Origin of the sequence: Pseudoalteromonas sp. NZS127_1 (assembly GCF_015864295.1) — a bacterium.
Classification (GTDB): domain Bacteria; phylum Pseudomonadota; class Gammaproteobacteria; order Enterobacterales; family Alteromonadaceae; genus Pseudoalteromonas; species Pseudoalteromonas arctica.
In genome coordinates this window covers 1-26,808 of sequence record NZ_JADYXO010000024.1, presented here as the reverse complement: position 1 = coordinate 26,808, position 26,808 = coordinate 1, and the positions used below count along the sequence as shown (strand labels likewise).

Below are 26,808 nucleotides of genomic sequence, written 5' to 3'. Positions count from 1 at the left end.
TTATTTAATAAGTATTAAAAATCTATTCTTAATTGCTTAACCAAGATAAGCATTTTTATGAAATGGCAGTGCTAACTAGCCGATTTATATATGAATAAAAAACAAGCACCACAATAATAAGAATTATTTGCATTTAGGTGTTGACAGATAGTTAGATCTAACTGATAATCAATATCAACAAGGCGGATTGCATACCACTTGTTAAGGAATGAATTGATTTGTTTCTCGACCCTGAAACAACGTGTGGCGCACGTAAACAGCTATGGTTACTTGTTATGAACCGCAACGCCCCTTGATGTTGATGATGAGTAACCGCCCTACTATTTTACTTGCTACATTGCTCATATCGGTGACGGTAGATATGAAACTAAAAAAGCCCTTACGGGCTTTTTTTATGTCTGTAATTTAGTAAAACTAAATCACTTTAATTAAATAACCTGAACTCAGGTTAAATATTAACGACGGTTTTTACGAGCTCGCGCTCGGCGTTGAAGCTTTTCTTCTTCTTTAGCTTGTTTTTTAGCTTCTGCAGCGGCGCGTAAACCAGCAACCATTACTTCTTCTTCCTCACGCATCTGCGGAGTTTCCATAGTAATACGGCCAATAATACCGTCTCGTAATTCGTTGATTAGTATTTCAGACATTTTGTACGTGTCTATTTGGTTGCCACCACGAATACAACCACGTTTTTTACCCGCCATCTCAACAAACTCCCAATCACTTTCAGGAAGTTCGGCAATCTTATAACGCGCTTTTAAAAGCTCTGGGTATGCACGTAATAAATATTCAGCGGTATAGCTAGCTACTTCTTCATACTCAAGCGCCGTATCACGAATGGCACCGGTAGCGCCTAAGCGATAACCAGAGTTTTCATTTTCTACTTTTGGCCAAAGCATACCTGGCGTATCGTAAAGCATAATACCGTCTTCAAGCTTAATGCGTTGCTGCGCTTTAGTTACCGCAGGTTCATTACCTGTTTTTGCAACTATACGCCCAGCTAGTACATTAATTAACGTAGATTTACCCACGTTAGGAATACCCATTATCATGGCTTTAATTTGCTTATCGGCACCCACTTTATGCGGCACTAACTTTTTACAAAGTTCGTTAATACGATGCACTTCAGCCGCTTTATCATGTCCAAAAGAAATAGCTTTAACGCCATTTTCTTGCTCAAAATAATCTTTCCAGATTTGAGTCATTTTAGGATCAGCTAAATCAGCTTTGTTCATAATTTTGATGACCGGCTTACCTTCACGCAAGGTTGCCACCATCGGGTTTTCACTACTGTAGGGAATGCGCGCATCAAGCACTTCAATGATCACATCCATTTGTGGCATTATTTCTTTAATTTCATTGCGGGCTTTATTCATATGCCCAGGGAACCACTGTATTCCTGCTCTACTCATTTGATTTATATGACCTTTAATTAAAGGCCGCAGCCTATGGGTACTAATGTGGGTACTAAAAGTAAAACTATGCTTTTGTACTTTTAAGTTCTGCACTTAGTTTACTATAAAGTAGAAAGTAATTTTCATTAATTTAGATAGTTAAATAATTTATAAGAAGAGCCTACTAGCAGGCTTTATGTTAGAGCTAGGGACTAGTAATTAAACTGAGCTTTAAAAAATTTTAACTAGAGGCCTTGAGTCTTGTATCTCTCATTGATAAATGATTAGCTATCATTTATCACATCGAAGTCAGTGAGCTTGCCTGTGCGTCTAGTATTTCATACTGCTCCGTAGATAAAGCCCTGACTTTCTATTCTCAGAAACTGAATGGTATGGTATCCAAGCACACTTTTATTTAATTAGATGCTGTATGTACAAGGGGAGTAAGTAGAGATGATGTTTATCGGCATTGATATTAGTAAAAAGAAGATTGATTTATCGTGGTTGAGAGACCAGCTTACAAATAAAATTAAAACAAAAGTCTTTAAAAACAAGCGCCAAGACTTTTTAGTAATAGAAAAATGGCTTTTAAATACAACAAAAAGCGCTGTTAGTGGGCTCGTTATCACTCTCGAACCAACGGGTGTTTATCATGAGGCCCTAATGTATTTTTTACACGAGCAAGGCTTTAATATTATTTTAGCGAATCCCGGTAAAGCTAAAAAGTATGCAGATGCTTTAAACATAATTCACAAAACAGACAAATCTGATGCAACGATGCTTGCTCATTACGGCTGTGCTAAGCACGCAGTCGTTAATTATTGGCAACCTGAAGCATTAGCAATTAGAGAGCTTAAAGCTCTTATTCGTCGTTTAGATGCGCTTGAGAGTAACCGACAACGAGAAGCGAACCGATTAGAGGCAAGCGAATTCAGCAACGTTTCTGCGCGTGTTTGCCAATCTATAGAAGTGACTATCGCGTTTTTAGATGACGAAATTAAACAGCTTAAATCTGACATTGATAACCACATAGATAATGAACTGATTTAAAAAGAAACAGGAAACTACTTGAGTCTATCTCTGGCATAGGGCCCGTATTATCGAGAGAGCTGACGTATTTATTTGCGGCTAAAAAATTTAATAAAGCCAAAGAAGCGGCGGCTTATTGTGGATTAATTCCACGGCACAATGAATCGGGTAAATTAAAAGGGCGAACATCAATCAGTAAACTTGGGCCAGCCAGAATTCGATGTAAACTTTATATGGCAGCTATTGTCGCTGGGCAATGGAATAAAACAATAAAGAGACACAAGTTAACGTTAATAAATAATGGTAAAACACCGATGCAAGCTGTGTGTGCAAATATGCGAAAGCTCATTCATATATGTTTTGGTGTAATAAAAAACCAAGAAGCGTTTAAGCTCCAAGAAAGTTAAATACGACCTTGAAGCTTAAAATGAGAGATGGTATCTACACCTTCTTCATAAACTCTTAAAAGTGGGCTTTTATAATGTAGTGGTCATTTAAAATCTCAATAACAATGTTCTTCTCACAATTGTCTTTAAACTTACTAAAAATTCCCGTTCATTTGTTGTCCTTCACATTTAGAATTAAAATAAGATGCTATCACGCCTTAATAAAATGAAAAATGATCTTATTATCATATATGAGGTACACTTTCGTTCAACATAGATGATAAGTATAATCTCTGTTAACTAACTAAATTATTAAAGGATTAACATGTTTGGATTATTTAATAAAAAGCCTAAATACTGGGCTCTAGAAGACTCTTATGAAGGAGGTAAAGAAGCTAACTTTATAGGCAGTACCAAAGGTTGTATAAATACTGTAAAGATCTCTCGAAACAAGTTTTCAGGTAACGCGATGGTACTAATAAGCTTTGATGAGCTCCAAGTGCAACCTGATGAAGTAGCAATTTCAATTACGTTATCTAAACGTGAGATTGGTCGAAATACAATATCTAAAAATCACTCCGGTAACTTTATTGTAGTATCTATCGACTCTAAGGATAGCGCAAAGCTCGCCGACAACAAGGGTATAACAGTCACGTTTATAAAGGAAAGTACTGTAATAACCAGTGACTGGGTGCCAACTAAAGGCCATCGAATTGATATCTGTAAAGCAGTTACTTATAGCTAATAATTGTTCTTATAATTATTAGCTATAAAGTTTAGTATCTTCATTTACTTTTTTGGCATTTATGGGGTTCCATGCTCCCGCATGTAGAGGTAACGTTGCTTAAGTTGGGTCAAATCAATACCTGCATCGTTCAAAATGCGGCTGACAACTAACCGTGACTCTTTCATGGCCAAATCACAATCCCTACCGCCAAAAGAACGCTTTTTTAATTCTGTGAGAACTTTTTTTACTTTACCAGTATCCCAATCCCCACTTAACTCTAATATCATACGAGCTTCATAACCAGCATCTCTAAAGCTCGTTTCTGCTTTACTACCATGTTTGACATCACACCAAGCCATTGTACCAGCACTTATATGTAGCGCTTTAATTCTAGATATTGAATCTTCAGCGTAACTAAAGTGTGAAAATAACAATAGAATGATAATTAAAGTTTTCATAATAAAACCTTACTGCCATTGAAAAATTGATTCTACTAGGCATTATAATTGGCTATAGAAATTAAATATAGTTTACCGTAAATTCAAAAATAACATAAACTTAAAATTGAAGTATTTCTACAAAGACTCACAGAGCAACCAGTTTTTCGAAGGGTAATCTAAGTAAGTTAATCTGATATTCAAATAAAAGGGAAGCTATACGCTTCCCTTTAAAATAGTTTTAAGCTGTTTGTGTTTCTAAATTTAACCAGTTTTCTTGTTTTAGCTTGTTCCAAACAACAAAGACATAGGCACCCTTCACTTACATGCGAATCAAAAATTGTGGCAACTTATTTATTAAGAAAATAAATTACTTTGCTGCACATGGTTATCTGACTTTTGAATGTATGAAAATATTTTTTAAACAGTCTTGATTCCTACGCCTTGTATCGATAGAAGCTGATATATACGGTCTTCCTCAATTACTTCTAAAATTCTTTCAATATAATAACTTTGTATAATTAACAAGCTAATACTTACCCTTAAACCAATTAATTAAAGTTTTCCTATCTCTAAAAAAACAATACACACAAAAAACTATGAAATAGCATAAAGTCATAACTAAAAACGCTTTCACAAAGTATTGAAGAGTTATAAGTACCAGATTTATTAGGCTTACGTACTCATTCTCATAAAATGCAAACAGAAAACATGAGAACCCCGTAAATGACATTAAGGTTGTAGTGGTACACCTACATCTAATTTGAGTTCAGGTAGCTACACTAGTGATGACGATGGTGTTGTCATTAATCCTGCGAGTGGCCTAGTAATGAATGGGGGATATGGAGGCTTTGATGCAGAGGGAAATACTTACGGTGCAGATAGCCACAATGATTATAGTTACTGATTAAAACAACCGAATAAATTATATTAGCTTAGGCTTGAGCTGACAGTCATCTAACTTTAAAAAATTACTGAAACCAGTTTAGTGCTAAAAACATACTTACTTTAGTATTTATAATTAGAGGTAAAAATGAAATTATACAAACAAGAATTTAACGAAAACTTTGATATAGGCTTCAACTTAGAAGATCACCCATATCTAGTAGATAAAAGCTGGCATAACGATCAATGTCCAAGCTTTTACTTCAGAGTGGGCGAGCAGTTTTATGTATTATGGATAGATTATGCTGACGTAAAGCAAAGACAGGAAGATACGCCTAGATATGTAATAGTTGAGGCTATTAATGAAGGAACTGACGAAGAACCAGAGATATATGCAAGTAGTGGTGACATAATTTTTGGGAGTCAAATATATAGTGAATTAAAACTATTCTTAAACTCGCTCTAAAAGAAAATATAAATTAGTTGACTAGACATTATGTGGGGCGAGGGTGTAACTAATTTTGTGTAACTGCCTATCATAATTTACTCTATCAAGAGTTTAAGGATTAGGCGATGAACATAAATAAAGAAGAACTCGAAGCGTTTGCTAAAGAAGCTGCTAAAAGTATTAATACACCTGACGATTTAAATCAATTTAGCCAAATTTTAAAAAAAACAACTGTTGAAGCGGCGCTTAATGCAGAAATGGATGAGCATTTAGGCTATCAAAAACACAGTAAATCCACGAACACCAACAGCTGAAATGGTAAAACAAGCAAGCGCATCAAAACGGAAGATGGTGAGTTTGAGCTTAATACGCCCCGTGACCGTGAAGGCTCTTTTGAGCCACAGCTAGTTAAAAAGCATCAAGCTCGATTTACTTCAATAGACGATAAGATTCTGTGGCTATATGCACAAGGTATGAGCACCCGTGATATCGTTAATGCATTTGATGAGTGGTATGGCGCTGATATTTCTCCTACATTGGTGTCACGTGTAACCAGTGCTGTGATGGAGCAGGTTACAGAATGGCAATCCCGGCCACTGGATGCCATTTATCCTATTGTTTATTTGGACTGCTTAGTTGTAAAAATACGCCAAGATAAGCGCGTTATCAAAAAGTCTATCTACCTTGCCTTAGGTATTAATATTGATGGTCATAAAGAACTGCTTGGCATGTGGATTTCTGAAAATGAAGGCGCTAAGTTCTGGCTAGGTGTGCTCACTGAATTAAGTCAACGGGGCGTTGAAGATATCTTAATCGCGTGCGTAGATGGCCTGAAAGGTTTTCCTGATGCGATAAATACAGCTTACCCGCAAACACATGTTCAGTTGTAGTGGTACAGTGATTTTGGCAACTCATTGAAATATGTTTCATGGAAAGATTATAAAGCCGTTACGGCAGATTTAAAGTTGATTTACCGTTCGTCGACAGAAGAAGAGGCGTTGCTAGAGTTGGAGCGATTTGCAGAGAAATGGGACAGTCAGTACCCTCAAATAGCCAAGTCATGGCGTGCGAATTGGGATAATCTAAATACGCTATTTAATTACCCTGAGGCAATACGGAAAGCCATTTATACAACGAATGCTATTGAATCGCTTAACAGCGTTATTCGTCGAGCGATTAAAAAACGTAAGCCTTTCCAAATGACGATTCTGCAAGAAAAATGATTTATTTGGCAATAAAAGAGGCATCGAAAAAATGGACGATGCCAATTCGAGACTGCCGTAATGCAATGAGTCGTTTTATCATTGAATTTGAGGAACGCCTCAGTAAGCATATTTAAAATCTAACAACGGGCAGTTACACAGAATCCGTTACAGCCTCTGTGGAGCTTAACCTTGTCCCCTAACAATAATGTCTTTATTTTCAATACTAACCTCAACTTTTTTGTTTAGCATATTTATTAATATAATACTCCTTACATCACCATCAGGTTCTTTATAAATTGCTTCAATATTTTTAAAGGATAGATTATTGACATGAACAACGTCTCCTAATTTAGGCACTAAATTCTCTACTGTACGGTCACGCATTAGACTATTAATTAACTCACTTGGTATTTTTTGATATCTAGAGCCATATGTTACGAAACCATTTACTCCACGAGTATTTTTAACTCCTGAAAAATTACCGTTTTCATCGTCTAGACAAACAAATAAATAGCCAGGGAATAAAGCGGACTCCTTAGTCGTTTTTCTTCCTCTTTGAAGTTTTTCTGTGGTTAGCTTTGGATAAAAGCACTCTATTTCCTGATTACATATATTAGTAACGGCCCTATCTTCCTGACGTGACTTACAAGTCACTAAGTACCACGTTTTCATAAAATCCCTCAAAAAAGTTAAACGATAACAAATTAGTTATGCAGTATTAAGAGATTTTATTTCAGTTAAGTAATCTTGAACTCCACTTTTCAAGTCTAGTGGCTCTAAAGGATTACAGTAAAGAGCCCCGACTAAAGAGTTTAAGCACTTATAGTAAGCTTTCTTTTTACCAGGAAATAAAACAATTGCGCCTACAGATTTCTTTATCGCATGCGTATATGTGTGCATCTTATCAATATCATCTTTCTTTACCCGATATTGGTGATGTCTATATTTTGCATCTAGATGTAAATAAGATACATTATTATCTCTATCTTTTAGCTCGATTGTATAGTCTGGATCATAGTTTTGTGAGTAAGTCTCGCTCCCACCTTTAAAGTTCTTTTTAAAGTAGAGAATAAGAGAGAAGTCGCAATGCACTCCAATTGGGATAGCTATGGATTTATCAATAACCCAACCTGCCTTCTCCTTTTTAATTAAATTTTTTATACTTTCGGTTGAAACATCAAAATCCTTTAATAACCGAATTAAGCAGTAGTATTCATAAAGGTTTTCTAGGGAATTGATATTCAAATAAACCAAATTATGGCTACTTAAAGTCTCAAAAGACTTTCGCATTTTAAGGTATAAATCAAGCAGGTATTTAAGATGAAATTGGTTGTGCAACTTTAATGATGTGAAGTCAATTTCTCCTGTAAACTTAACGTTATCCAAAACCTTATTTCTCAAAAAGATATTAAAATTCAACTTGATATTTTTAGTTTTTGCCTGTTTATTCTCTAAAGCTCGAAGTGTACTTTTTAATAATTGAAGTCTGTTGTTATTATCTTCAATCTTTGCATTTTGAGCCTTTCTTTCCAGTTCAGCTATTCCAAGGCTTTGGCTAATAATTCGTTTTTCTAATAAATTAAAACAAAATAATAAGAAAAACTTGATAAAGCGCATCTCGATAACATTATGCGTTTGTGCTCGAGTCACAGTATCAATAGTGGTCGGAATTACCTTTCCATTATGAGCTATAAATGAACTAGTGGATTTACTTAAATGCTGGAAGTCAGCGCTAGATAATACGTCACCTTTAGTTAAATTCTTTTTGATGCTTTTATTAAAATAACCAAACCTAGGATTTTCAAATAAAAAACGGAGTACACGATGAAGCTCACCATTATTCCATTCCTCTAATAAAAGAGAAATCGCCACATCTTCTAAGAAAGCTCCATGCGTCAACGCAAACGTTTCTTCTAAACCATTGGATGAAATTAGCAACTGCTTTTCAATCTCGGCTATTTCAGCTTTTACTTTATTAAAAAAGTCGTCACCAAGTTTAGATCTAACCCTAATATTAATATTCTTTAACCGAAATACTGCAACCTTATTCGTACTTGTGATCGTTGCAAAGTTCGGGGATACCCACTCACCAATAGACGTAAACTCTTCCTTTTTTAATAAGCCTGCTTCATCAATAATCCTATATTTTTTATTTTCCTCAATAACAAACTCGTTATTGAGAAAGCTAATCTCTTGATTATTTTTAAGGTCAAATATTTTGAAAGTCATGATCAGACGTTCGCAAAATTAACAAAGCCATTTTGAGTATAATACTTATACATCCTTTGTAATTTATTCAGTGTTTTTGGATATTTGTATTGAGTCATATCTGCGTTTAGAACGTGATCTGGATTATTTAATTCTCCTGTAGTAATAATTGATACAGTATGTAATATACTTAATTCAACTCTTTCATCTGCTCCCATTAATTTAGGTATTAATTTTTGACAAAATTGAAGGTCTAAAGCCTCTTCAGCTAAGCTTTCATCATTACATTCAGCGATATATTTATTAACGTAATGAGTTATTTCAAATATTGACCTATGCCCCATGTTTGTTCTGTACGGATTTAGCCCATCATTAATTGAATATATCAACTCAATAAGTTCAGGTTTATTTTGATTTAACTTTTTTGCACTGTTTATTGTTGGTATTGCTTTTATTGTAGAGAAATCATGGTTTAGATGGTCAACTTTTAGGCTCCCATCTTGTGCAGCCTGAGTAGTTAAAATATCTCTCGATACGTTATTCATCTCAATAGTATTTGCTCTATCAAGCACCTTACTACTAAGCGCATGTGTTGATTCATCCATGTTAATAGTACCGATAATATAAAGGTTTAACGGGATCTCCATATTTTGGGGGGCGCTATTAGGTTTTTTATAAATTTCGAGCTCATGTTGAGATATGAATGACTTTAGTTTTTCGAGCTTTTTTAAAATATCTTCCGTAAGCTCATTTAATCGATATTCTTGTTCTTTTTTAAACTTATAAACTCCACTGCTAACAGGTTCAAAAAATCTATGAGCAAGGCGATTATCTCCTTGATTGAACTCAGACCTAAATTGGGCTTTCCAGTTTTGCTCTGGCTGAACATTTTCTCCAGCTAATTTTTTTTTGCTATCTCTGTCTTCTCTCCATTTAGTTGTAATGTGATGATCTCTAATTATTTCCAAGCCAAAAGAGTCGCTTAAAGATAACGTACCATCCAATACTAATTCGAGAAAAGCGGATATTTGCACTTGACTTAACGATGTGTTTTCTTTGTTTAAATGCAAAGATTCCCAGTCACTAATATCATGGTCAATTAGTGAACTAAGTCGTCGACTCTCAATACAGGCTAAAAAATCAGAAAAATAATGCTCAACTACGGATAAATTCATTTCATCCAGTATTAAAAAGTATGGATTATTTTGGTCTGCCTCAGCTTTCACCATAAAATTATAAAAGTCTGATGGCACGAACCGATTATTCAAATAATCATAAAACCCCATTAAGTCCGATGGTGACGTCCAATTAGGTCTGACAGGAACAAAACATAAATGTTCATTCAAATCTAAGCCATTTTTATCACAAATAAAGGCCGCATATAGTTCTGCTATTTTAGACTTCCCTGTACCTGACGGCCCATAAAGAATTGTAAATGGCTTTGTTTGCAAGCAGCAATGAAAGTTATATAAAGTTTCGTCGTCAAAATAAAAGTTTTTATTTAAACAATATTCTTGGATATTCATAAAATAAATTCGTATATGCGTTAAGTAGTTGCGAATATTATTAAATAAATTCATATATTTATCTAGCCTTTATTAGGCTTCTAAGGTTAGAATTAAATGAGCGGAGTGAATTTTAAGAACTAAGTTATGAGTGATTCAAATTTTATTAAAACAACTGAGGCAGCTAAGATTCTAAGAAGATCTGAAGCGACTATTAAGAGGTGGGAGTCTGAGGATAAATTAACCTCGTATAGAAATGGCAATAACCATCGTTTATTTTGTAAAGATGAAGTTTTAGGATTAAAAAATATTTTGAGCGCAGAAAAGAAGACAGCATTCCATACCATACCAATCTCACGGGCCATATCTCCAAAGTCCCATCCTGCACATTATTTAATGCATAAGTATTGGGGTAGAAAACCACATAATGTAGTGTCTGAATATATTGCAGCCCATACCCAAAAGGGCGAACGAGTTTTAGATCCATTTATGGGTAGTGGTGTAACTGTTATCGAAGCTGCAAAACTAGAGAGAGAAGTTATAGGGGTAGATCTAAACCCTATGAGTAAATTCATTGTCGATAACACTATAGATAAAGTTAATATCCCAAAGTTTCAGCTTAGATTTGAGTCAATCTACGCAAAAGTTTTTGCACAATATCGACACTTCTATATCACAGAGTGCTCAAAGTGCGACGCTAATGTTGAGCTATCTTCTCTAGTATGGAGTGAAAAAGGTCCAGAAACTATAAGGCTAAACTGTCCATGCTGTAAAAAGGTTATAAAAACAGCCACGACAACAGATATTAAAATTTATGATGACATCATAAAAAACTTTGAGCGCTTAACTAAAGGTAACGCTTTTCCTATTGATAAAGTTCTTCAGTATGTCAAACGCAGTGGAAATGAAAGAATAGATGAGTTGTTTTCAAAGCGTGCCTTGGTTATTTTATCTTCTTTTCTTAAAGAAATTAATGAAGAAAAAGATGAAAAAATAAGAAATCTATTACTTTTTGTCTTTACTTCAGCTTTACCAAATTGTTCAAAAATGCTCCCTGGAGATGTAAAAACAGCATCTTATAAGTCTGGCTGGGTCATAAGCAAATTCTGGGTTCCCAAAGTTCATACTGAAAGAAACGTATTTGAGTGTATCCAATTAAGATATAAAGCTATTCTTAAAGGAAAAAGCGAAACAACGCAAATTGATTCTAAATTTGTTCAAACATATAATCAAGATTCGAGATTTCTCGGTCAAATAGATGACGAATCTATTGACTATATCTGGACTGACCCGCCATATGGAGAAAGCATAGCGTATTTAGGTCTCAGCCATTTATGGAACTCATGGCTTGGGTTTGAACCTGATTACTCTAACGAAATAATTATAGATCCCTTCCGTAAAAAACGAATAGATAGTTTCGAAGAGGGAATGAATAGTGTTTTCAAAGAATTAAACCGCGTTCTAAAAAAAGGTAAATATATTTCTTTTTCTTTTCATAATAGAGATCTAAAAGTTTGGAAAGCAATTATAGAGCCTTTATTAAGGAATGGCTTTCAATTGGTTAACGTCGTTATGCAGCCTCAAGCCGTATCCTCTGGCACTCAAGGGTTAAATAAAAACAATACCTTAAAAGGTGATTTTATTTATAACTTTATGAAAGTAGATGAACCATCTGATACAAAGTTTTCACATCATAATAATGCATATGAGCTTATCAGAAATATGGCATTTGATTATTTACAGACACATGAGCAATGTACCGCAGCTAAGTTATATGAATTTCTGATTCCTCAAATCATTTTAAATCATGCCTTTATTGATGAAAAAAATAAAGTTATTGATATTGAAGCTTTATTACAAAAAGAGTTTATTTATTTTGAAAAAAATAATGACTATTTCTGGAAAAACAAATCTAAACTAAGCAGTAAACCTTTAGCCGTTTTAGATCTTTTTGCGGGGGCTGGTGGTTTTTCAACTGGCTTTAAAAAAGCCAACTGTTCAATTGTAGCTGCTGTTGAATTCGATAGTGAAATAGCAAAAACATATAGTAAAAATCATCCTGAAACCATCTTGCATAATATCGATATAAGAAATTTAGCGACTGAGACAATAGTAAATAACTTCCGAGATAAAGGTGTTGAGTGTGACATTATTATAGGGGGTCCTCCTTGTCAGGGCTTTTCGATGTCAGGCAATAGAATTCGTAAAAGTTTCGAGGGTAAGTTTGATGAAAGAAATGAATTATTTATGGAGTTTTTTCGATTTGTGAAAGATCTCAACCCTTCTTATTTTATTATCGAAAATGTAGAGGGTATATTAAACTACAATGGTGGTGCAATTCGAGATGAGATATATAGCCTATTCGAAGGGATTGGCTACAAACTTGATTCTAAAGTACTTCTTGCCGCTGATTATGGAGTTCCTCAATTAAGAAAAAGAGCTTTCTTCTTTGGGACAAGGAAACAAATAGACCCAAGCTCACTTATTCCTTCGGCAACAAATAGCCCAGCAAACTACACTTCAACATGGGATGCTATTAGCGATCTCCCCCCTATAGAAAGTGGAGAAGGGGTTGACTTATTGGTTAAAGATAACCACGTGGAATACACTAGCTATCAATTAAAGCTTGGGGCTCAAACTCAAAATGTTATACATAATCATAAAGCGTCTTCCCATAGCAAAGAAACTATAGAGAAACTGAAACTAATTAATAGTGGGAAAAAGCAATCTGACCTACCAGAGCATATGCATACAAAATCAGTTCACAGTGGTTCTTGGGGGCGTATGGAAAAAAACAAACCAGCATTCACATTAACAACTAGGATAAATACACCGTCGGTAGGACGAATCGTTCATCCAGAAAAGAATAGGACAATCACCCCTAGAGAGGCAGCTAGAATTCAATCGTTCCCTGATGACTTTGTTTTTGTTGGTGGAATTACAACTATTGGAAAACAAATTGGCAATGCTGTGTCACCATTATTAGCTGAGGAATTAGCCAAACAGTTAAATATTATTGAGAAACAACTAAGCGATAATAAACTCTTGTAAGCATGATTCTATGCGCTTTATTTAAAGCGCATAGATAAATCGATAGATACTAAGTTCTTTGTTAATGCACCGCTCGAAATAAAGTCGACACCAACCTGCGAGTAAGTTCTAAGCGTTTCCAGCGTCATATTACCGGAAACTTCAAGTTTCGCTCGCTTATTCGTGATAATTACAGCTCTTTTAATTTGTTCAACACTGAAGTTATCTAGCATAATAATATCAGCACCGGCACAAATGGCTTGTTCTAATTCGTTTAATGATTCCACTTCTACTTCTACAGGCTTACCAGGATGGCTTTTTTTTGCTTGCACTATAGCTTTATTTATTCCACCACAGGCTGCAATGTGATTTTCTTTAATTAAAAATGCATCAAATAAACCTATACGATGGTTTACTCCTCCTCCACATTTTACTGCGTATTTTTGTAAAGCTCGTAGTCCTGGAATTGTTTTACGAGTATCAAGCAGCTGTGTAGTGGTTCCTCTTAGCTCTTTCACATAGCGTGCAGTAGTAGTTGCAGTCCCAGATAAAGTTTGCACAAAGTTAAGGGCACTGCGCTCTGCTGTTAGAATTGAGCGCGCTGAGCCTTTAGCAGTAAACACAGTACTATTTGCAGATATAAAGTCGCCATCATTTACAAGTATATTTACTTCTACTGATGGGTCTACCTGTTTAAATACTTCGAAAATAATATCTCTTCCACAAAAAATACAGTCTTCACGGGTAATTACATACGCACTTGCTTTTTCATCGTTTGGAATCAACTGAGCAGTAATATCACCTTCGTTTGCGGTTTGATTATTCAAATCTTCATTGAGTGCAAGAGTAACTAACTGGCTAATTAAAACAGTTGAAATAGGCATACAAACTCATTAATTTATTTAGTTAATTTAAATTTTAGTATATTTAAATTGAGAATGAAACTACTCTCAAACGTTTCTAAGTTGAATATTATAAGAGCTTATACGGAATCATTGATTTTTAATCAATACGAATAGCCAAACTGCTAGCTTAAGATACATTTCACAAAAAATAGCTGCGTGCACACCAATGTACCTAAAAACAATCAAACTACGTTTAACTATTATCCCTTTCCCCTAATCTATCCATTATCCAATCATCAACCTCTGACTCTAACCAAGCTACCGACTTAGCGCCTAACGATACTTGCTTTGGGAATGTGCCCTTAGTCATAAACTCATAAACTGTTGAACGGCCAAGTGATGTCTTTTCGATTACTTCTTTTAATTTGATTAAACGCATGGAATTTCTCCGGTTGGTTATTAGTTCATAACCTTTCCGGGGTCAGTATTTTTTTATGATCTTCAAACAAAAAACTTACACATATACATCACTAACTTGCATGAACCACTTAAGAGGAATTTACAATGCAAGGTCAACAGTCGTTATATGAATTTAAACACCCCGTAAATGATGAGCAGATACTAGAAGCCGCTGCATACATCATCGCTAAGAAGCAGTTTAGAGATGGTGTGCTAAACAGCCCTAATGATTGCGAAGAGTACTTAAAACATAAACTCGCTATACATGAGCATGAAGTATTTGCCGTACTGTTTTTAGATAGCCAGAACCGCATACTGGAGTTTAAAGAGCTATTTAGAGGCACTATTAACGCAGCTAGTGTTTACCCTAGAGAAGTCGTTAAAGAGGTGCTAGAGCTTAATGCTGCATCCGTTATCCTGGCGCATAACCACCCTTCTGGCGTCACTACCCCATCTCAAGCAGACAAGCTTATTACGACCAAACTTCAACAGGCACTTAACCTAATTGATGTATCAGTGCTTGATCACATCATCATTGGCGAGAGCACGTATTCATTTGCTGAACATGGATTAATTTAAAAGGAATTAGATATGGCGTTACAAATAGAGCAAGTATCAGGCTTAAAAGTGCCTGACTCTTTTATTTGTGTGATTACAAATGCAGTTATTGAGGGAGGTGATCCTGTAGGCAGAGCTAAGGCCGTTACGCTTAACTTTAAAGATCCAGATTACAGCCCTGAAACTGGGGGCTTTCACCCAGTAGAAGTTAGGTTAGAAAAGCAGGCCACCAGCTGGCAGCTTATTTATATTACTGACTTTTCGTATCAGGGCCGTCATACCCCTGAACTGATAAAAGAAATTGATGTGTGCTTTAGCATTAAGCAGGTTTATCACTTTTTAGCTGGTTGGTTGAATGCTCGAGAAGGTAAAGAGCTGTTAGCCTTGTTCATTTCAAACTTTGTTGAGTACTACAACATAGGTTGTTATCAGGTTACGGTTACAACTGAATAAAGGAGGTTTTTATGGCTGAAGTACAAGCAGTTAAAGATCTTGATACAGTAAGGCTCGTTAGCTATTTACTAGAAAAGCGCTGCTCAAGGCAAATGAGCCAAATATGGAACATTGGCTTAAATCTCGCGCTTAGAATATCTGACTTACTTGCAGTGAAATTTACTGACATAAATAACGATAGGTTGATTATTTACGAGTCGAAGACCTCGAAATTAGCTGAAATAAAGCTAAATGATAAGGCACTTACTTTAATCAACGAAATTAAACTTACTCATCCACACCACATCTACTTATTTCAATCATACCGAAATCAACAAGCAATTAACTCAAAGCCTAAACCGCTATCTCGTAGAGCGGTTACAAAAGCATTTGCGCTAGTTGGTGAAGAACTAAACATTCATTTAGGTACTCACTCAATGCGTAAAACACGCGGTTATCACTTGTATCAGAAAACCCATGACATCGCCCGAGTAATGAAAATGCTTCGCCATAGCTCCGAAGCAACAACACTTCGTTATATAGGCATAACACAGGAGGAAATAGACAAAGACTTTGAAGAACTAGAGCTATAACCCTTAGCAGCGTCATTCTGGCGCTTGTTTTACTTAACTAAAAGGAAGGTACTATGTCTTTAGATAAAGCTGTTTCGTGCGGCTTGGTTGGTAATGAGCTATCTAAACAGATAACTGGCAGTAATGATGCTAGCGTAAGCAGAACAGCTGTGGCTATAGGCTCCGGTGCAGCCGCTGGAGCGCTTACATCTGGTGCAATAGTGATTGGTGCAGGCGTTGCCTCTGCGCCTGTTGCAATCCCTTTGGCGGTAGCTGGTGGGATAGTTGCTGGCATTGCTAGTTTGTTTGATTAGTTAAATACGAGTGCTCATATAGAGCACTCTTTTAAAGTGTAATAACACCGTTTATTTTTTAGGTTCTCATAATGGTATTTTGGGAACTTGCCATCCTTTATATACTAAGGCTTTAAGCTTATTTGGCTAGTTGAAGTTCTCAAAAGCGCGTTAGAACAAGTTATGAGAAGCACAGGTCTTAATTAGAATATTACCTCTGACTATAACCAAAACAACGCTGCCCTAAACCATATTGTTTCGTATTAAGCTTTGCTAAATAGCTCGCTCGTTTATAAAGATCATTAAAGACTTGAGTGAAATTAGGGTTACTAGCGTCAAGGTAATAGTATGCATTTTTAGTTAAATGAACTAATTGCATCGTTTCACCAAACGGTAAGCTCAATGCACTCGCCCAGGCCTTAACTATTCTAGTAAACAGGTTGTCACTCCCTGCATTTATTTTACCCGTACAGTGATACCGGTCCTTATTGAATAACAGCACACAATGATAATGCTGGTGGTGAGCTGTGTTCTGCTCCCTAGCCCAAATATACCTAATATTGCATGGATGTGGCGTTTTACCCTCACGGACTTTACGTTTTGTATCGGCTTTAATCTGAGCTTCGAGAGAAGCAATAAATCGTGTAATCACTTTATTGCTATCTAAATCAATTGTATTTGAATAAGCAGGTAGCCTTAAATCAATTCTGACTGCAAACGTTCTTTTATGTTCAGCACATGCAGCAAGCATGACTTTCTCAATAGCATCTAAGTAGGGCATAACTAAAGGCTGACTGTCTCTAGCGAGTGTTTGATATTGCTTGTAGGTAGGGTTGGTTGTTACTGGGTATTGTGTTGGATTATTCATTTTATTTATCCTGATAAGTATTGGTTCATATCAGGTGTATGAGTCGTAGTTTTTTAATTTGTATTTGTTGTGATAATGACTTCGTTACTAATAACTCTAATTAATATTACCAAACCGAAATTCACACAAACAAAACCAGCTCAGTTTGTGATGGTTAATTTCATTAACGCATTACTGAGCAATTGCTTTGCAGATTTAAAATCACTCTGAAGTTAAAAATCAGGTAAAAATGCATTACAAGCCTTATAGGGCATAGCAAGCAATACATATCAATCACATGAAAATCACTATAAATCAACTTAAAAACCACTATAAAGCTATTATAAAACCGACAAGCAAACTACACTAAACAATACTTTAAATACTACTTAGTGATATAATCTTATTATGATCAAATTCAAGGGTGTAAGCCAAATAGAAGGAAAAGACAACCGTCTCATTGAGTCCTGCCTTCGGATACTTCTATCCAAAAACTTTCAGCTCAATGCAAGCTTTGAAAGTCCAGTCGAAGGTGCAAGAGTTATTAACGAATTTATTGCATCAAGAGAGATAGAACAAAAAGAAAAAGACCAAATGGCTTTATCTTTAATTGATGAAGCCAAGCAGGCTCTATTACCTTTAGATGAATTTAGCTGGTTTAAAGATGATGAGCGTGCATGTTACTTTGTCTGGGCTTCTATCTATCTTAATAGTTACTACTCAGCCCCGAATCACCCAGCGACTGCAACACAACTTCAATCACCCACATACAACCCTTATTACTATGATCCGAGCTCTCCAACTGCGACAGCGCCATCACCTACACCCCAGTACGCCCTCTCTTATTCTCAATTAGGATTAAAAAACAACCTTTCAAACTCAATGGAAAGGTTTAATGAAGTTGTAAAATACTTTGATCGAGTTAGGCAACTTAAAGAGTGGAAGTTAGGCTTAATAACGCATCTAAAAGGTATTTGGGGTCATATTTTTAGTAGCCGAAAACCTTTTCCTTGGTTAGAAAAAGATAACGACGAACAATGTCGTTGGGCGTGGGAATATATGAGAAAAACCGATAGTTATAGTAGCTCCAAGCCTATGACTTACCGGTTTACACCTACAAGTACTGCGGAAATATATTTAGCTATATATGCTGTATATGATACTTGGAACGTAGCACCTGATTCTAAGAGACTTTTTTCAATCGACTTTAATAAAGCATGGCAACAAAAGAAGCTCCGTGATGGACGTCAAGGTAAAAAAGCATGCAGCTTAGTGCTGCACAAAGACATTAAGTTAAAATTAGACGAGTTAGCCAAAACTAGAAAAGTAACACTCAGTCAGCTAGTTGAACAATTAATTGAGAAAGAACATCTGCTAAAAGACAGCTAGAATAACTTAGCTGTCTTTAGGTGGTTGCTCAATAAACTCACTCCACCAATTCATTATTGGTCTGCGTTGTTCTAGAAAGTCTGAGCGCATATATGCAGCTCTTGTTTTATTTTCATCATTATGAGCTAAGCAGGCCTCAATGAGTAATGAATCATATCCATGTTCATGAAGTGCTGTTGAAGCTACTGAACGCATTCCATGAGCCACCAGCTTATCTTTATAACCCAAGCTTTTCTTTATAGCATTATTGACCGTATAGGTGCTTGCATGGCTTTGTATATTACGTTTATTTGGAAATACATACTCATAGCCACCACTCAATGGTTTCATTTGCTCTAGTATTGCTAAAGTGGTTGAGGTTAAGGGGACTCGGTGAGTTCTCCTGCGTTTCATCTCTTTTGCCGGAATAACCCAAACGGCTTCTTCGATATTGATATCAGCCCACCTGGTTCTAGCTGCTTCTTTTGAGCGAGCTATAGTGTGTAGTTGCCACAAAATTAATAACTTAGTTTGATTTTGTATGTCTTTATGGCTATTTAAAGCTCTTAAAAAATCAGGAAGCTCTTCAGGTTTAATCGTCGCCATATGCTCCACTTTGTTTTTAGCAAACATATCTTTGATTTTTACTAATCTGTTGACATCAAGAACTTCAATACTTACATAGTGATCCATAATTTGATCTAAATTTTCGCAAATACGCTTTACAGTCGAGAGCTTTCCATCTATCTCTATAGGTCTTATTAAATCGTATGTATTACGTCTATTTATAGCTTCTAAGGGTAAATCACCCATCTTTGGAAATATATAAATCTCTAAAGTTCGCCATATTCTTTGTGCATGAGCTGCCATAACTTTAGTCTTCTTGATTTCGAGCCAATGTTGCGCAGCAACAATTAATGTATTTTCAGCCTTAAGTTTTTCAGCTTGTTTTTTATTCTGTTCTTGAGCTTTTGGATTAATGCCTTGCACCAGTTGCTCTTGGCATTCAAGTGCTCTAATACGGGCATTAGCAAGTGATAAAGCAGGGTATAAACCTAAAGGCATCCTATTAAATTTTCCGCTAACTGGGTTTTTAAACTTAAACTGCCAAGACTTAGTCCCACTAGGTAAAACCCGCAGTTGAAGACCGCCACCATCAGAAAGCGTTTGCTCTTTGCCTGTACTAGTAATTGATTTTATTTTTTTATCCGTTAGACGAACTACAGGCCTGGCCATAATAAGCTCCACAATGATGATTAAAGCTAGTATATATAAAATACAACCTCATGGGTACTAACGTGGGTACTAAAAATAGTAGAAGTAACAAGATAACACTGGATGAACCCGGAATGAAAACAGGTTAAAACCATGTTTTTACTAGGCTTTCAATATAACTACGGAGTACTGCGGAAGTTAATACAAGCGCCCAGGGAACCACTGGATAGCCATTTTTAACTCCTAACGTATAATTAACCGCTATTTTAACTGGCAATTCATTTAATTGCGCTATACTGACGCAAATTTTTTCAGATTAGTTGTTATGGCTCTTAAATCCACCATTATGAAAGTGCAGTTATCGCTTAGCGATATGGACCGCCACGTTTATCAAGATTTTAATTTAACCTTGGCTCAACACCCTTCAGAAACAGATCAACGGTTGATGATTCGCTTACTCGCTTTTGCGCTAAATAGCTGTGATGGTTTAGAATTTACTAAAGGATTAAGCGCTGATGATGAGCCTGAACTTTGGCATGTAAGCTATAGTGAAGAGATAGAGCTGTGGGTTGAGCTTGGCTTACCAGATGAAAAACGCCTTAAAAAAGCCTGTAATAAATCTAAAAAAGTGGTGCTATATACTTACGGTGAAAACAATCAAGCAATTTGGTGGCAAAAACACCAACCTAAATTGTATGAATTTAAAAATCTAAGTATTTTTAGCCTTGATTATGCAGCAACACAAGCACTTGCTGCTTTGGTTGATCGTGGAATTAAGCTCGCCATTACCATTCAAGATGGTGAAGTATGGGTAAATACAGATACAACCAATATTGAAATAAAACCACAGCAATTGATGTAACTAAGATAGGTTATACCAATTGCATTAAATTAGTTATCTATTATAGCGACAAGGAAATAAGTCGATAACAAGGCGAAAATTATGACATATAGTTGTTCTATATAAATAATTTTTAACGCAGGTAGCGGATTATTTAATACGCTAGAATGATCATGTTTTTAATAAAATTGGTATTAGGGAGCATATGAAAGTTAAACACGTTATTGTTTTACATGGCTTGTATATGTCTGGCTTTGTTATGCGCCCACTTTGTTCACGACTTGAAGAATCGGGGATGACGGTATTAAACATTACCTATAATACGCTCGACCCTCACCGCGACACCATATTTGCACAAATTGATGAGTGTATTTCTAACGAACCGGCAGCGCTTGTATGCCACTCAATGGGAGGGCTTATTGCACGTGCTTACCTAGAGGCAAACTCCCCTGCTAGCCAGAATGTTACGAAGGTAATTACACTGGGTACTCCACATAAAGGCAGCCATATAGCGCAAAAAATGAAGCAAAAAGGGTTTGAATCATTTTTAAAAAATAGTGTTGAATTTTTACTCACTAAAAATGGTAATTGGCCTTTTAAAGCTAAGCTTTACAGTATTGCGGGCGATTTACCTATTGGGCTTATGCCTTTAATAGTTAAGGGTAGTCAATCAGATGGCACTGTACTACTCGATGAAACCAAACTTAAAGGTATGGCAGAACATAAAGTATTTCACTTAAGCCATACCAGTATGATTTACTCGCGCCAAGTGCTCGACTACATTTTAAAATGCCTAAGTGAGGGCGATTAGTCCTCTGCATTGGCTGCTATTTTATAGCTAATTAAAAATACTACTCCCAATATAAGCGGAATGGGTGCTGCAATGTAGCCAAAAAAATTCGAATTCGCAAAGCTCGCACCTGCTAAGTGGGCTACTAACCCAAGTACAAATGCGATGACTGCAATCCCTACCACTATTAACTCTGCTTTATTTTGTTTTGCTGTTTTTGCATGCATGTTATCTCTCCTAATTATTTCGATAACATTATTATGCGCTGTTAGGGTGGGTGATTTTTGACCTGCATCAATAAAAAAACAGCTAGATTATCGCCTTGTATAAAGTTTGTTTTAGATCATAATTTATACTTATTTAGGATTTATTTACTTTTAAGGGGTGGTATTTTTATTAATCAGACCCATTTCTATTAATAGTTAAAGGTGTGTATTGGTATCAAAAAAAGTTAATAGGTTAAAACTATTAACTAGATATATTTAAACGATTTCACTAAACAATAAAAATCCGCGATACTTATCACAAGTTCACAAACAAACGGTTATTCAGGAGCAAGTTATGTCACATGTAAACGCAATTGGTCTAAACAGTGCAAAAAGCGAAGACATTATAAAGTCACTCAATACATTATTGAGTAGCTACCAGATTCAATACATGAACGCGCGTGGCTTTCACTGGAATATTAAAGGCCGTAACTTTTTTGAACTACACGTTAAGTTTGAAGAAATTTATAACTTACTACTTCTTAAAGTAGATGAAGTTGCAGAACGTATTTTAACGTTAGATGGCGCACCACTACATGCATTTTCTGATTACCTTGAAGTAAGTAAAATTAAAGAAGCTAAAGGTATTAGTGATGGCGTTACAGCCGTAGAGAACCTACTTGCTGGTTACAGCACATTAATTCACATGCAGCGTGATATTTTAAGCCAAGCGGGTGATGCAGACGATGAAGGTACTGCTTCACTAATGAGTGATTACATCTCGGAGCAAGAAAAACTTGTTTGGATGTTAAAAGCTTACTTAGACTAAAATTAAGCAAAAAAAAGCCCTCAACGAAGAGGGCCACAAATAGGGATAAATCGTTAAATAATCAAGCGATTCGGTTACTATATTAGTCTCCTCCCCATACTAAACAACGCCCCTGTTACCAGTGGCGTTTTTTTTGGTTTAAGTGGGCACAATGCTCATATATTGGGATAAACAATGTATAAGTATTACTGCTCTTATTATTTTTCCAATAAAAAAGCCCCAGCGATACTGAGGCTTTGTGAACGTAATTAATTGAGTAAGTAATTAAGTAACGATATTAATATCGCTACTATTGGTTAGAACTTACTTCTAAAACCGATGTAGAATGATTGACCAATTGGGTCGTACGTACCTGCATCTGTTTCAGTACCCGTGCTTGAACCACTTACACCCGATAAAATGCGCGGTGGCTCTTTATCAAATAAGTTACTTGCACCAGCATAAAGCTCTGTTGAATCGCTTATATGGTAACTTGCTTGAACATCATGATACGTTACCGAACCTATGCCTATTCCACCTGGAGCAATACCAAAGCCACTTAAGAATTGGTCATCAAAATCTGCAGCGCCAATGTAAGTTAAGCTCCAGTTAAAATCAAAGTCGTTAAGTTTATAACCAAAGTTCCAGTTAGCTTTATGCTCTGAGGCACCAATCTCTCCAGCAAACTCATCTTTATCAGCGCCTGGAAGTGGAATGCTATAACCATCGATTAGGTAAGTATAAGCAAGGCGAGTTCTAAACGCACCAGGGCCAATGTCAGTTGAGTACGTTAGTGTTAAATCAACACCTTCTGTACCTAAACCACCACTATTAGATACACCGCTGTCGATAAATTCTAGTGAACCAGCGCTGTTATTGCCTGATGGCGCACTACGACGAGTTACGAAGTCACAAAAACTTGTATCGCCGCCGCCATAACATTGGTCAAGAATAAACTGGCGAGGTGTTGATACGATTGCATCTGTAATTTCGATATCAAAGTAATCAAGCGTAATGTCTAGTCCTGATATTAGGTTTTCTGGTGTAAATACCAAGCCTACGGTTACAGAGTCACCAACCTCTTCTTTTAAGTCTTGGTTACCACGGTTAAAGCCACTAATGCCTTGTAAGTCAGACTGGTTAAGCGTGAACTCACCATTTGAAGCAATATTGGTTGTAACACCACCATCTGTACGACAAGCATCACCAGCAGCACCACCGCCACTATTAGTAACACCTAAACATGGATCGTTTAAACCACTTGGGAAAGTTTGCGAAGGTGGAGAAAACAATTCATCGATATTTGGAGCACGTGTTGAGCGAGCACGAGTGGCACGTAAACGTAAACTGTCCATGATTTCCCAATCGACACCCACATTCCAACTTTCGGTATTACCTACTGTTGAATAATCAGATAAACGAACTGCTGCATTCATTGTTACAGAATCAAGCACTGGAATATTTGCTTCAACATAAAACTCAGTTACATCAAATTCACCTTCAGTCGCTGGGATTGCGTTACCTGCGTTTAAGCCAGCTTGTTGTAAGGCATCAAACTCACTGCGTGAAAACTCTTCGCGGTATTCAAAACCAGCCGCAATACCAACAATACCCGCAGGCAATTCAAATATATCACCTGAAATATTACCACCTACAATTTTTTGCTCAACTGATGTAGCAAGTGAGCTAGGTGCACTTACAAAATCAATAGCGCCTTGTGATAACGAATTAAAACCGTAAATGTCCACTGGCGCACAGTTAAAGCCACGAGCTGTCGCATCTATACAAATAGCTTCATTAGTAATGCCATCGCCATCTAAATCTTGGCTATCAACAACGGCTTCTAAACCTTGGCGGAAACTTTGTACATTAACTAAACCACCTGAAACTTGCTGTTCTTTTGTTTTACCATAAACATAGTAAGTATCGTAAAACCAACCGTCGGCTATTTCACCTTGAAAACCAAGCGCTAAACGGAACGTATCACGCTCTGCACGTGCGCCACGGTTACCTACATCACTTAAACGCTTAGCAAAAAAGATATCTCGTGCGCCATCACCATCGGTATCAGTTGCTGCGTTATAAATGCCGTCAGGAACAAACGCGTTACGTAAAAGCTCACCGTTTACATTAAATTCTATTGGAACACGGCCATTGGCATAAATGTCGTCAGAGGCAAAAGGAAATGGCTCTAATTCAGAAACGGTTGTTGTTGCAGCGTAAGTACCTTCATAAAAAAAGCTGTGCTTGTCGCTTAACTCATAGCTACCATTTGAGGCAAATAAGTACCGCTCTGTAGGTATTGCTATTGTACGAACACCACTGCGGTTAAAGCCATCTGCAGCTACGCCGTCGCCGCCATTAGTACTAAATGAGTTTTGCAGGTTGTTTGCATCATTAAACGTAAATGTTTCATCCCCAGCGCTAAAACGACCTTGTGGTGGAAATGAAGATAAAAACGGGCTTACTGCATCAAATACAGAACCTGGATTTGCTACTGGATCATCTTCGAAGAAAATACCTGAAAATTGGTCTACTGCTGAGCGGTCACGATCACGTGAGAAAACAGCGCCTTGATCAGAGTAACCAAGGTGAAACATTGCATGCCCTTTACCATCTGAGCTTGATAAGCCTGAGGTAAAGTTAAATTGGCGTGACTCATCATCACCTTCACTCGATTCACCGTACTGACCATCAAATTCAACGCCTTCAAAGTCATCTTTTAGTACAAAGTTAACTACACCTGCAACAGCGTCAGAGCCGTAAACAGATGAAGCGCCACCAGTCATAATTTCAACACGTTCGATAAATTGACTCGGAATAGTATTTAAATCGACAGCAGAGCTACCAGGTACACCCGATACATAACGACGACCGTTAACTAATACCAATGTACGGTTAGAACCTAAATTACGTAAATCTACAGTCGCAACACCTGCACTAGCTGTACTAAAGTTTGAGTTAGTACGACTGATTGCCGGTGAACCAAATGCGGGATTATCTAGCAGTAAATCTTGAATATTTAATGAACCAGATGCATCAATAGCGGCGCTATCTACAACTTGAATAGGAGCCGATGACATTGCCTCAGCTGAACGAATACGAGAACCTGTAACTTGTACACGTTCTATTTTAGTAATTTCGTCATCTTCTGCAGCAACACCTTGAAATGAAAAGCTTGCAAGTATCGCGCTGCTTAGCGCAACTGTTAACGACGATTTTTTAAATAATCGCGCGCTACCTTTGTTAGTTAATGTCATATAATTCCCCTGAATTGTTATTTTTGTAACTAAATAGTTACTTCGCGGATTACAGTAAGGGGATTTATTTAAACCCTCTACGGGCATTATTTATTAGGCGTAATCTTTGGTATGAATAGCTAGTTTGATGGGATGAATTAGTACGTCACAATTATTTTATAAATATATTGTACTTTTCATAACAGTTTTTCCGCTAAGCACGGTCTTTATTATTATATACAGCAAGAGATATAAAATAATGGTCGCTTCTTTTCATGCATTAACTTTTGTTAGTAACACTAAGTTTGCAACATTTTTAACAAAGCGCGTGCAAGAGCACCGACACTTTGAATCTCAATCTTTTATTCAGGCAAACAGGTTAGATCAGATAGATACAGATCAATACAACGTACTGTTTTACGAACTAACTAATCTGGCTGACCCTATGCAAATAGTGCATTTAACGGAGCTCGCTAAAAAGCTTAAGTTAGTCATTATTGCCCAGTCGGGTCATTTTGCGAGTTTTGCTTTTGAAGTTGGCGCTGTTGATTTTTTAATAGTAGATTCAACTGCACCACGTATTGATAAATGCTTTGATAAACTGATTCACCTTTGCCCGATTGCAAGCGCGGCCGAGCGTAAATATCAACAAAGCACACAAACCGAAAAACCATCATCACATATCGTAGTTAAAGATGTAGGTAAGGTAAGGCTAATTGATATAAAAGATATTATTTGGATTAATGGTGCTGGCAATTATGTAGAGCTACATTTTACACAAGGTAGTACACCGGTATTACACCGCGAAACCATGAAAAATATTGAACAGCAGCTAGAGCCAGAAGGGTTTATTCGTATTCATCGCTCAACGCTGGTAAGAAAACAAGCTATCTGCGAACTGATGCCTACTGACAGTGGCGATTATAAAGTCAGACTTAAAAACGATATGTGCTTAAACCTTTCAAGGCGCTATAAAGGGTGTTTAGAGAGTATTATAAGCCCTCTTCGGTAGTGTTTAGAAATCTGTGTCATTTCAGTATTATTAAGAAAACAGGAGTGACACATGACTCAATCTTTCGATTTC

General features: G+C 36.5%; 25 protein-coding genes and 1 pseudogene. 15 read left to right on the top strand and 11 right to left on the bottom strand.

All coding sequences use genetic code 11. The features are described 5' to 3' along the window. Positions 1-455: 455 nt before the first annotated feature. Positions 456-1,409: a ribosome biogenesis GTPase YlqF gene (gene ylqF, locus I6F50_RS17390; RefSeq protein WP_149613480.1), complete on the bottom strand. Its 954-nt coding sequence runs from the start codon at positions 1,407-1,409 to the stop codon at positions 456-458. A 435-nt stretch (positions 1,410-1,844) separates the two neighbouring features. On the opposite strand from ylqF, the gene I6F50_RS20510 reads away from it, so the two are divergent. From I6F50_RS20510 to I6F50_RS17380, 3 genes are all read left to right on the top strand, one after another. Beyond that, complete coding sequence (locus tag I6F50_RS20510; RefSeq protein ID WP_331458732.1) at positions 1,845-2,441, top strand: transposase; 597 nt, start codon at positions 1,845-1,847, stop codon at positions 2,439-2,441. Between the two features lie 26 nt (positions 2,442-2,467). Beyond that, a complete protein-coding gene (locus I6F50_RS20505; protein ID WP_331458733.1) occupies positions 2,468-2,827 on the top strand; it encodes a transposase in 360 nt (119 codons plus the stop codon). Positions 2,828-3,131: 304 nt separating this feature from the next. After that, positions 3,132-3,551 (top strand): hypothetical protein, encoded by a 420-nt coding sequence (locus I6F50_RS17380; protein WP_197176859.1) that lies wholly within the window; start codon positions 3,132-3,134, stop codon positions 3,549-3,551. A 59-nt stretch (positions 3,552-3,610) separates the two neighbouring features. Here I6F50_RS17380 and I6F50_RS17375 read toward each other — a convergent pair whose 3' ends face one another. Then, positions 3,611-3,991, bottom strand: a complete 381-nt coding sequence (locus tag I6F50_RS17375; protein ID WP_197176858.1) for a hypothetical protein — start codon at positions 3,989-3,991, stop codon at positions 3,611-3,613. A 1,012-nt stretch (positions 3,992-5,003) separates the two neighbouring features. Here I6F50_RS17375 and I6F50_RS17370 point away from each other — a divergent pair. Continuing rightward, a complete protein-coding gene (locus I6F50_RS17370) occupies positions 5,004-5,321 on the top strand; it encodes a hypothetical protein (RefSeq protein ID WP_197176857.1) in 318 nt (105 codons plus the stop codon). 113 nt (positions 5,322-5,434) lie between these two features. Next, positions 5,435-6,642 (top strand): annotated as a pseudogene (locus I6F50_RS17365) (IS256 family transposase). A 49-nt stretch (positions 6,643-6,691) separates the two neighbouring features. On the opposite strand, the gene rfaH reads toward I6F50_RS17365, so the two are convergent. The 3 genes from rfaH to I6F50_RS17350 are packed head-to-tail and all read right to left on the bottom strand — an operon-like array spanning position 6,692 to position 10,242. Beyond that, positions 6,692-7,180: a transcription/translation regulatory transformer protein RfaH gene (rfaH, locus tag I6F50_RS17360; protein WP_197176855.1), complete on the bottom strand. Its 489-nt coding sequence runs from the start codon at positions 7,178-7,180 to the stop codon at positions 6,692-6,694. Positions 7,181-7,216: 36 nt separating this feature from the next. After that, entirely contained in the window at positions 7,217-8,737 is a 1,521-nt protein-coding gene (locus tag I6F50_RS17355) for a nuclease domain-containing protein (RefSeq protein WP_197176851.1), read from the bottom strand. Positions 8,738-8,739: 2 nt separating this feature from the next. Then, positions 8,740-10,242, bottom strand: coding sequence for an McrB family protein (locus I6F50_RS17350; RefSeq protein ID WP_197176849.1), 1,503 nt, complete (start codon positions 10,240-10,242; stop codon positions 8,740-8,742). Between the two features lie 126 nt (positions 10,243-10,368). Between I6F50_RS17350 and dcm the strand changes: the two genes are divergently transcribed. Then, complete coding sequence (dcm, locus tag I6F50_RS17345) at positions 10,369-13,272, top strand: DNA (cytosine-5-)-methyltransferase (protein WP_197176847.1); 2,904 nt, start codon at positions 10,369-10,371, stop codon at positions 13,270-13,272. A gap of 17 nt (positions 13,273-13,289) precedes the next feature. On the opposite strand, the gene nadC is transcribed toward dcm, so the two are convergent. Further along, positions 13,290-14,135, bottom strand: coding sequence for a carboxylating nicotinate-nucleotide diphosphorylase (nadC, locus tag I6F50_RS17340; RefSeq protein ID WP_197176845.1), 846 nt, complete (start codon positions 14,133-14,135; stop codon positions 13,290-13,292). A gap of 214 nt (positions 14,136-14,349) precedes the next feature. After that, positions 14,350-14,535: an AlpA family transcriptional regulator gene (locus tag I6F50_RS17335; protein ID WP_197176843.1), complete on the bottom strand. Its 186-nt coding sequence runs from the start codon at positions 14,533-14,535 to the stop codon at positions 14,350-14,352. A gap of 125 nt (positions 14,536-14,660) precedes the next feature. Here I6F50_RS17335 and radC point away from each other — a divergent pair, with 125 nt between their 5' ends. Genes radC through I6F50_RS17315 form a run of 4 tightly spaced genes read left to right on the top strand, consistent with a single transcriptional unit; the run spans position 14,661 to position 16,431 of the window. Further along, the gene (radC, locus tag I6F50_RS17330; RefSeq protein ID WP_024595466.1) at positions 14,661-15,134 is read left to right on the top strand and encodes a DNA repair protein RadC; all 474 of its coding nucleotides are present in this window, start codon (positions 14,661-14,663) and stop codon (positions 15,132-15,134) included. Positions 15,135-15,146: 12 nt separating this feature from the next. Beyond that, a complete protein-coding gene (locus I6F50_RS17325) occupies positions 15,147-15,566 on the top strand; it encodes a DUF2787 domain-containing protein (protein WP_197176841.1) in 420 nt (139 codons plus the stop codon). Between the two features lie 11 nt (positions 15,567-15,577). Next, complete coding sequence (locus I6F50_RS17320) at positions 15,578-16,138, top strand: tyrosine-type recombinase/integrase (RefSeq protein WP_197176839.1); 561 nt, start codon at positions 15,578-15,580, stop codon at positions 16,136-16,138. A gap of 53 nt (positions 16,139-16,191) precedes the next feature. Next, positions 16,192-16,431, top strand: coding sequence for a hypothetical protein (locus I6F50_RS17315; RefSeq protein WP_197176835.1), 240 nt, complete (start codon positions 16,192-16,194; stop codon positions 16,429-16,431). Positions 16,432-16,621: 190 nt separating this feature from the next. Here I6F50_RS17315 and I6F50_RS17310 read toward each other — a convergent pair whose 3' ends face one another. After that, on the bottom strand, positions 16,622-17,278 hold the full coding sequence (locus tag I6F50_RS17310) for an inovirus Gp2 family protein (protein WP_197176833.1): 657 nt from the start codon (positions 17,276-17,278) through the stop codon (positions 16,622-16,624). A 387-nt stretch (positions 17,279-17,665) separates the two neighbouring features. Between I6F50_RS17310 and I6F50_RS17305 the strand changes: the two genes are divergently transcribed. Further along, the gene (locus I6F50_RS17305; RefSeq protein ID WP_197176831.1) at positions 17,666-18,646 is read left to right on the top strand and encodes a hypothetical protein; all 981 of its coding nucleotides are present in this window, start codon (positions 17,666-17,668) and stop codon (positions 18,644-18,646) included. A 6-nt stretch (positions 18,647-18,652) separates the two neighbouring features. Here I6F50_RS17305 and I6F50_RS17300 read toward each other — a convergent pair whose 3' ends face one another. Further along, on the bottom strand, positions 18,653-19,861 hold the full coding sequence (locus tag I6F50_RS17300; RefSeq protein WP_197176829.1) for a tyrosine-type recombinase/integrase: 1,209 nt from the start codon (positions 19,859-19,861) through the stop codon (positions 18,653-18,655). Positions 19,862-20,165: 304 nt separating this feature from the next. On the opposite strand from I6F50_RS17300, the gene I6F50_RS17295 reads away from it, so the two are divergent. Further along, positions 20,166-20,702, top strand: coding sequence for a YaeQ family protein (locus I6F50_RS17295; RefSeq protein ID WP_165729128.1), 537 nt, complete (start codon positions 20,166-20,168; stop codon positions 20,700-20,702). A gap of 184 nt (positions 20,703-20,886) precedes the next feature. Next, positions 20,887-21,492, top strand: a complete 606-nt coding sequence (locus tag I6F50_RS17290) for an alpha/beta fold hydrolase (RefSeq protein WP_197176821.1) — start codon at positions 20,887-20,889, stop codon at positions 21,490-21,492. On the opposite strand, the gene I6F50_RS17285 is transcribed toward I6F50_RS17290, so the two are convergent. After that, positions 21,489-21,698 (bottom strand): hypothetical protein, encoded by a 210-nt coding sequence (locus tag I6F50_RS17285; RefSeq protein ID WP_197176820.1) that lies wholly within the window; start codon positions 21,696-21,698, stop codon positions 21,489-21,491. The genes I6F50_RS17290 and I6F50_RS17285 overlap by 4 nt on opposite strands. A gap of 334 nt (positions 21,699-22,032) precedes the next feature. Here I6F50_RS17285 and I6F50_RS17280 point away from each other — a divergent pair, with 334 nt between their 5' ends. Beyond that, positions 22,033-22,506 carry a Dps family protein gene (locus I6F50_RS17280; protein ID WP_004334993.1) on the top strand — a complete coding sequence of 158 codons (474 nt, stop codon included), beginning with the start codon at positions 22,033-22,035 and terminating at the stop codon, positions 22,504-22,506. Between the two features lie 296 nt (positions 22,507-22,802). On the opposite strand, the gene I6F50_RS17275 is transcribed toward I6F50_RS17280, so the two are convergent. Further along, complete coding sequence (locus I6F50_RS17275; RefSeq protein ID WP_197176819.1) at positions 22,803-25,745, bottom strand: TonB-dependent siderophore receptor; 2,943 nt, start codon at positions 25,743-25,745, stop codon at positions 22,803-22,805. 238 nt (positions 25,746-25,983) lie between these two features. On the opposite strand from I6F50_RS17275, the gene I6F50_RS17270 reads away from it, so the two are divergent. Next, positions 25,984-26,736, top strand: a complete 753-nt coding sequence (locus tag I6F50_RS17270; protein ID WP_197176814.1) for a LytTR family DNA-binding domain-containing protein — start codon at positions 25,984-25,986, stop codon at positions 26,734-26,736. Positions 26,737-26,808: the final 72 nt, after the last annotated feature.

Coding starts and splice junctions, on each gene's coding strand:
- I6F50_RS17320 (WP_197176839.1), top strand. CDS start 15,578: ATGGCTGAAGTACAAGCAGTTAAAGATCTTGATACAGTAAGGCTCGTT.
- I6F50_RS17290 (WP_197176821.1), top strand. CDS start 20,887: ATGAAAGTTAAACACGTTATTGTTTTACATGGCTTGTATATGTCTGGC.
- I6F50_RS17280 (WP_004334993.1), top strand. CDS start 22,033: ATGTCACATGTAAACGCAATTGGTCTAAACAGTGCAAAAAGCGAAGAC.
- I6F50_RS17335 (WP_197176843.1), bottom strand. CDS start 14,535: ATGCGTTTAATCAAATTAAAAGAAGTAATCGAAAAGACATCACTTGGC.
- I6F50_RS17310 (WP_197176833.1), bottom strand. CDS start 17,278: ATGAATAATCCAACACAATACCCAGTAACAACCAACCCTACCTACAAG.
- I6F50_RS17350 (WP_197176849.1), bottom strand. CDS start 10,242: ATGAATATCCAAGAATATTGTTTAAATAAAAACTTTTATTTTGACGAC.
- I6F50_RS17270 (WP_197176814.1), top strand. CDS start 25,984: ATGGTCGCTTCTTTTCATGCATTAACTTTTGTTAGTAACACTAAGTTT.
- I6F50_RS17295 (WP_165729128.1), top strand. CDS start 20,166: ATGGCTCTTAAATCCACCATTATGAAAGTGCAGTTATCGCTTAGCGAT.
- I6F50_RS17370 (WP_197176857.1), top strand. CDS start 5,004: ATGAAATTATACAAACAAGAATTTAACGAAAACTTTGATATAGGCTTC.
- I6F50_RS17305 (WP_197176831.1), top strand. CDS start 17,666: ATGATCAAATTCAAGGGTGTAAGCCAAATAGAAGGAAAAGACAACCGT.
- I6F50_RS20510 (WP_331458732.1), top strand. CDS start 1,845: ATGATGTTTATCGGCATTGATATTAGTAAAAAGAAGATTGATTTATCG.
- radC (WP_024595466.1), top strand. CDS start 14,661: ATGCAAGGTCAACAGTCGTTATATGAATTTAAACACCCCGTAAATGAT.
- I6F50_RS17325 (WP_197176841.1), top strand. CDS start 15,147: ATGGCGTTACAAATAGAGCAAGTATCAGGCTTAAAAGTGCCTGACTCT.
- nadC (WP_197176845.1), bottom strand. CDS start 14,135: ATGCCTATTTCAACTGTTTTAATTAGCCAGTTAGTTACTCTTGCACTC.
- ylqF (WP_149613480.1), bottom strand. CDS start 1,409: ATGAGTAGAGCAGGAATACAGTGGTTCCCTGGGCATATGAATAAAGCC.
- I6F50_RS17300 (WP_197176829.1), bottom strand. CDS start 19,861: ATGGCCAGGCCTGTAGTTCGTCTAACGGATAAAAAAATAAAATCAATT.
- dcm (WP_197176847.1), top strand. CDS start 10,369: ATGAGTGATTCAAATTTTATTAAAACAACTGAGGCAGCTAAGATTCTA.
- I6F50_RS17355 (WP_197176851.1), bottom strand. CDS start 8,737: ATGACTTTCAAAATATTTGACCTTAAAAATAATCAAGAGATTAGCTTT.
- rfaH (WP_197176855.1), bottom strand. CDS start 7,180: ATGAAAACGTGGTACTTAGTGACTTGTAAGTCACGTCAGGAAGATAGG.
- I6F50_RS17315 (WP_197176835.1), top strand. CDS start 16,192: ATGTCTTTAGATAAAGCTGTTTCGTGCGGCTTGGTTGGTAATGAGCTA.
- I6F50_RS17275 (WP_197176819.1), bottom strand. CDS start 25,745: ATGACATTAACTAACAAAGGTAGCGCGCGATTATTTAAAAAATCGTCG.
- I6F50_RS17380 (WP_197176859.1), top strand. CDS start 3,132: ATGTTTGGATTATTTAATAAAAAGCCTAAATACTGGGCTCTAGAAGAC.
- I6F50_RS17285 (WP_197176820.1), bottom strand. CDS start 21,698: ATGCATGCAAAAACAGCAAAACAAAATAAAGCAGAGTTAATAGTGGTA.
- I6F50_RS17375 (WP_197176858.1), bottom strand. CDS start 3,991: ATGAAAACTTTAATTATCATTCTATTGTTATTTTCACACTTTAGTTAC.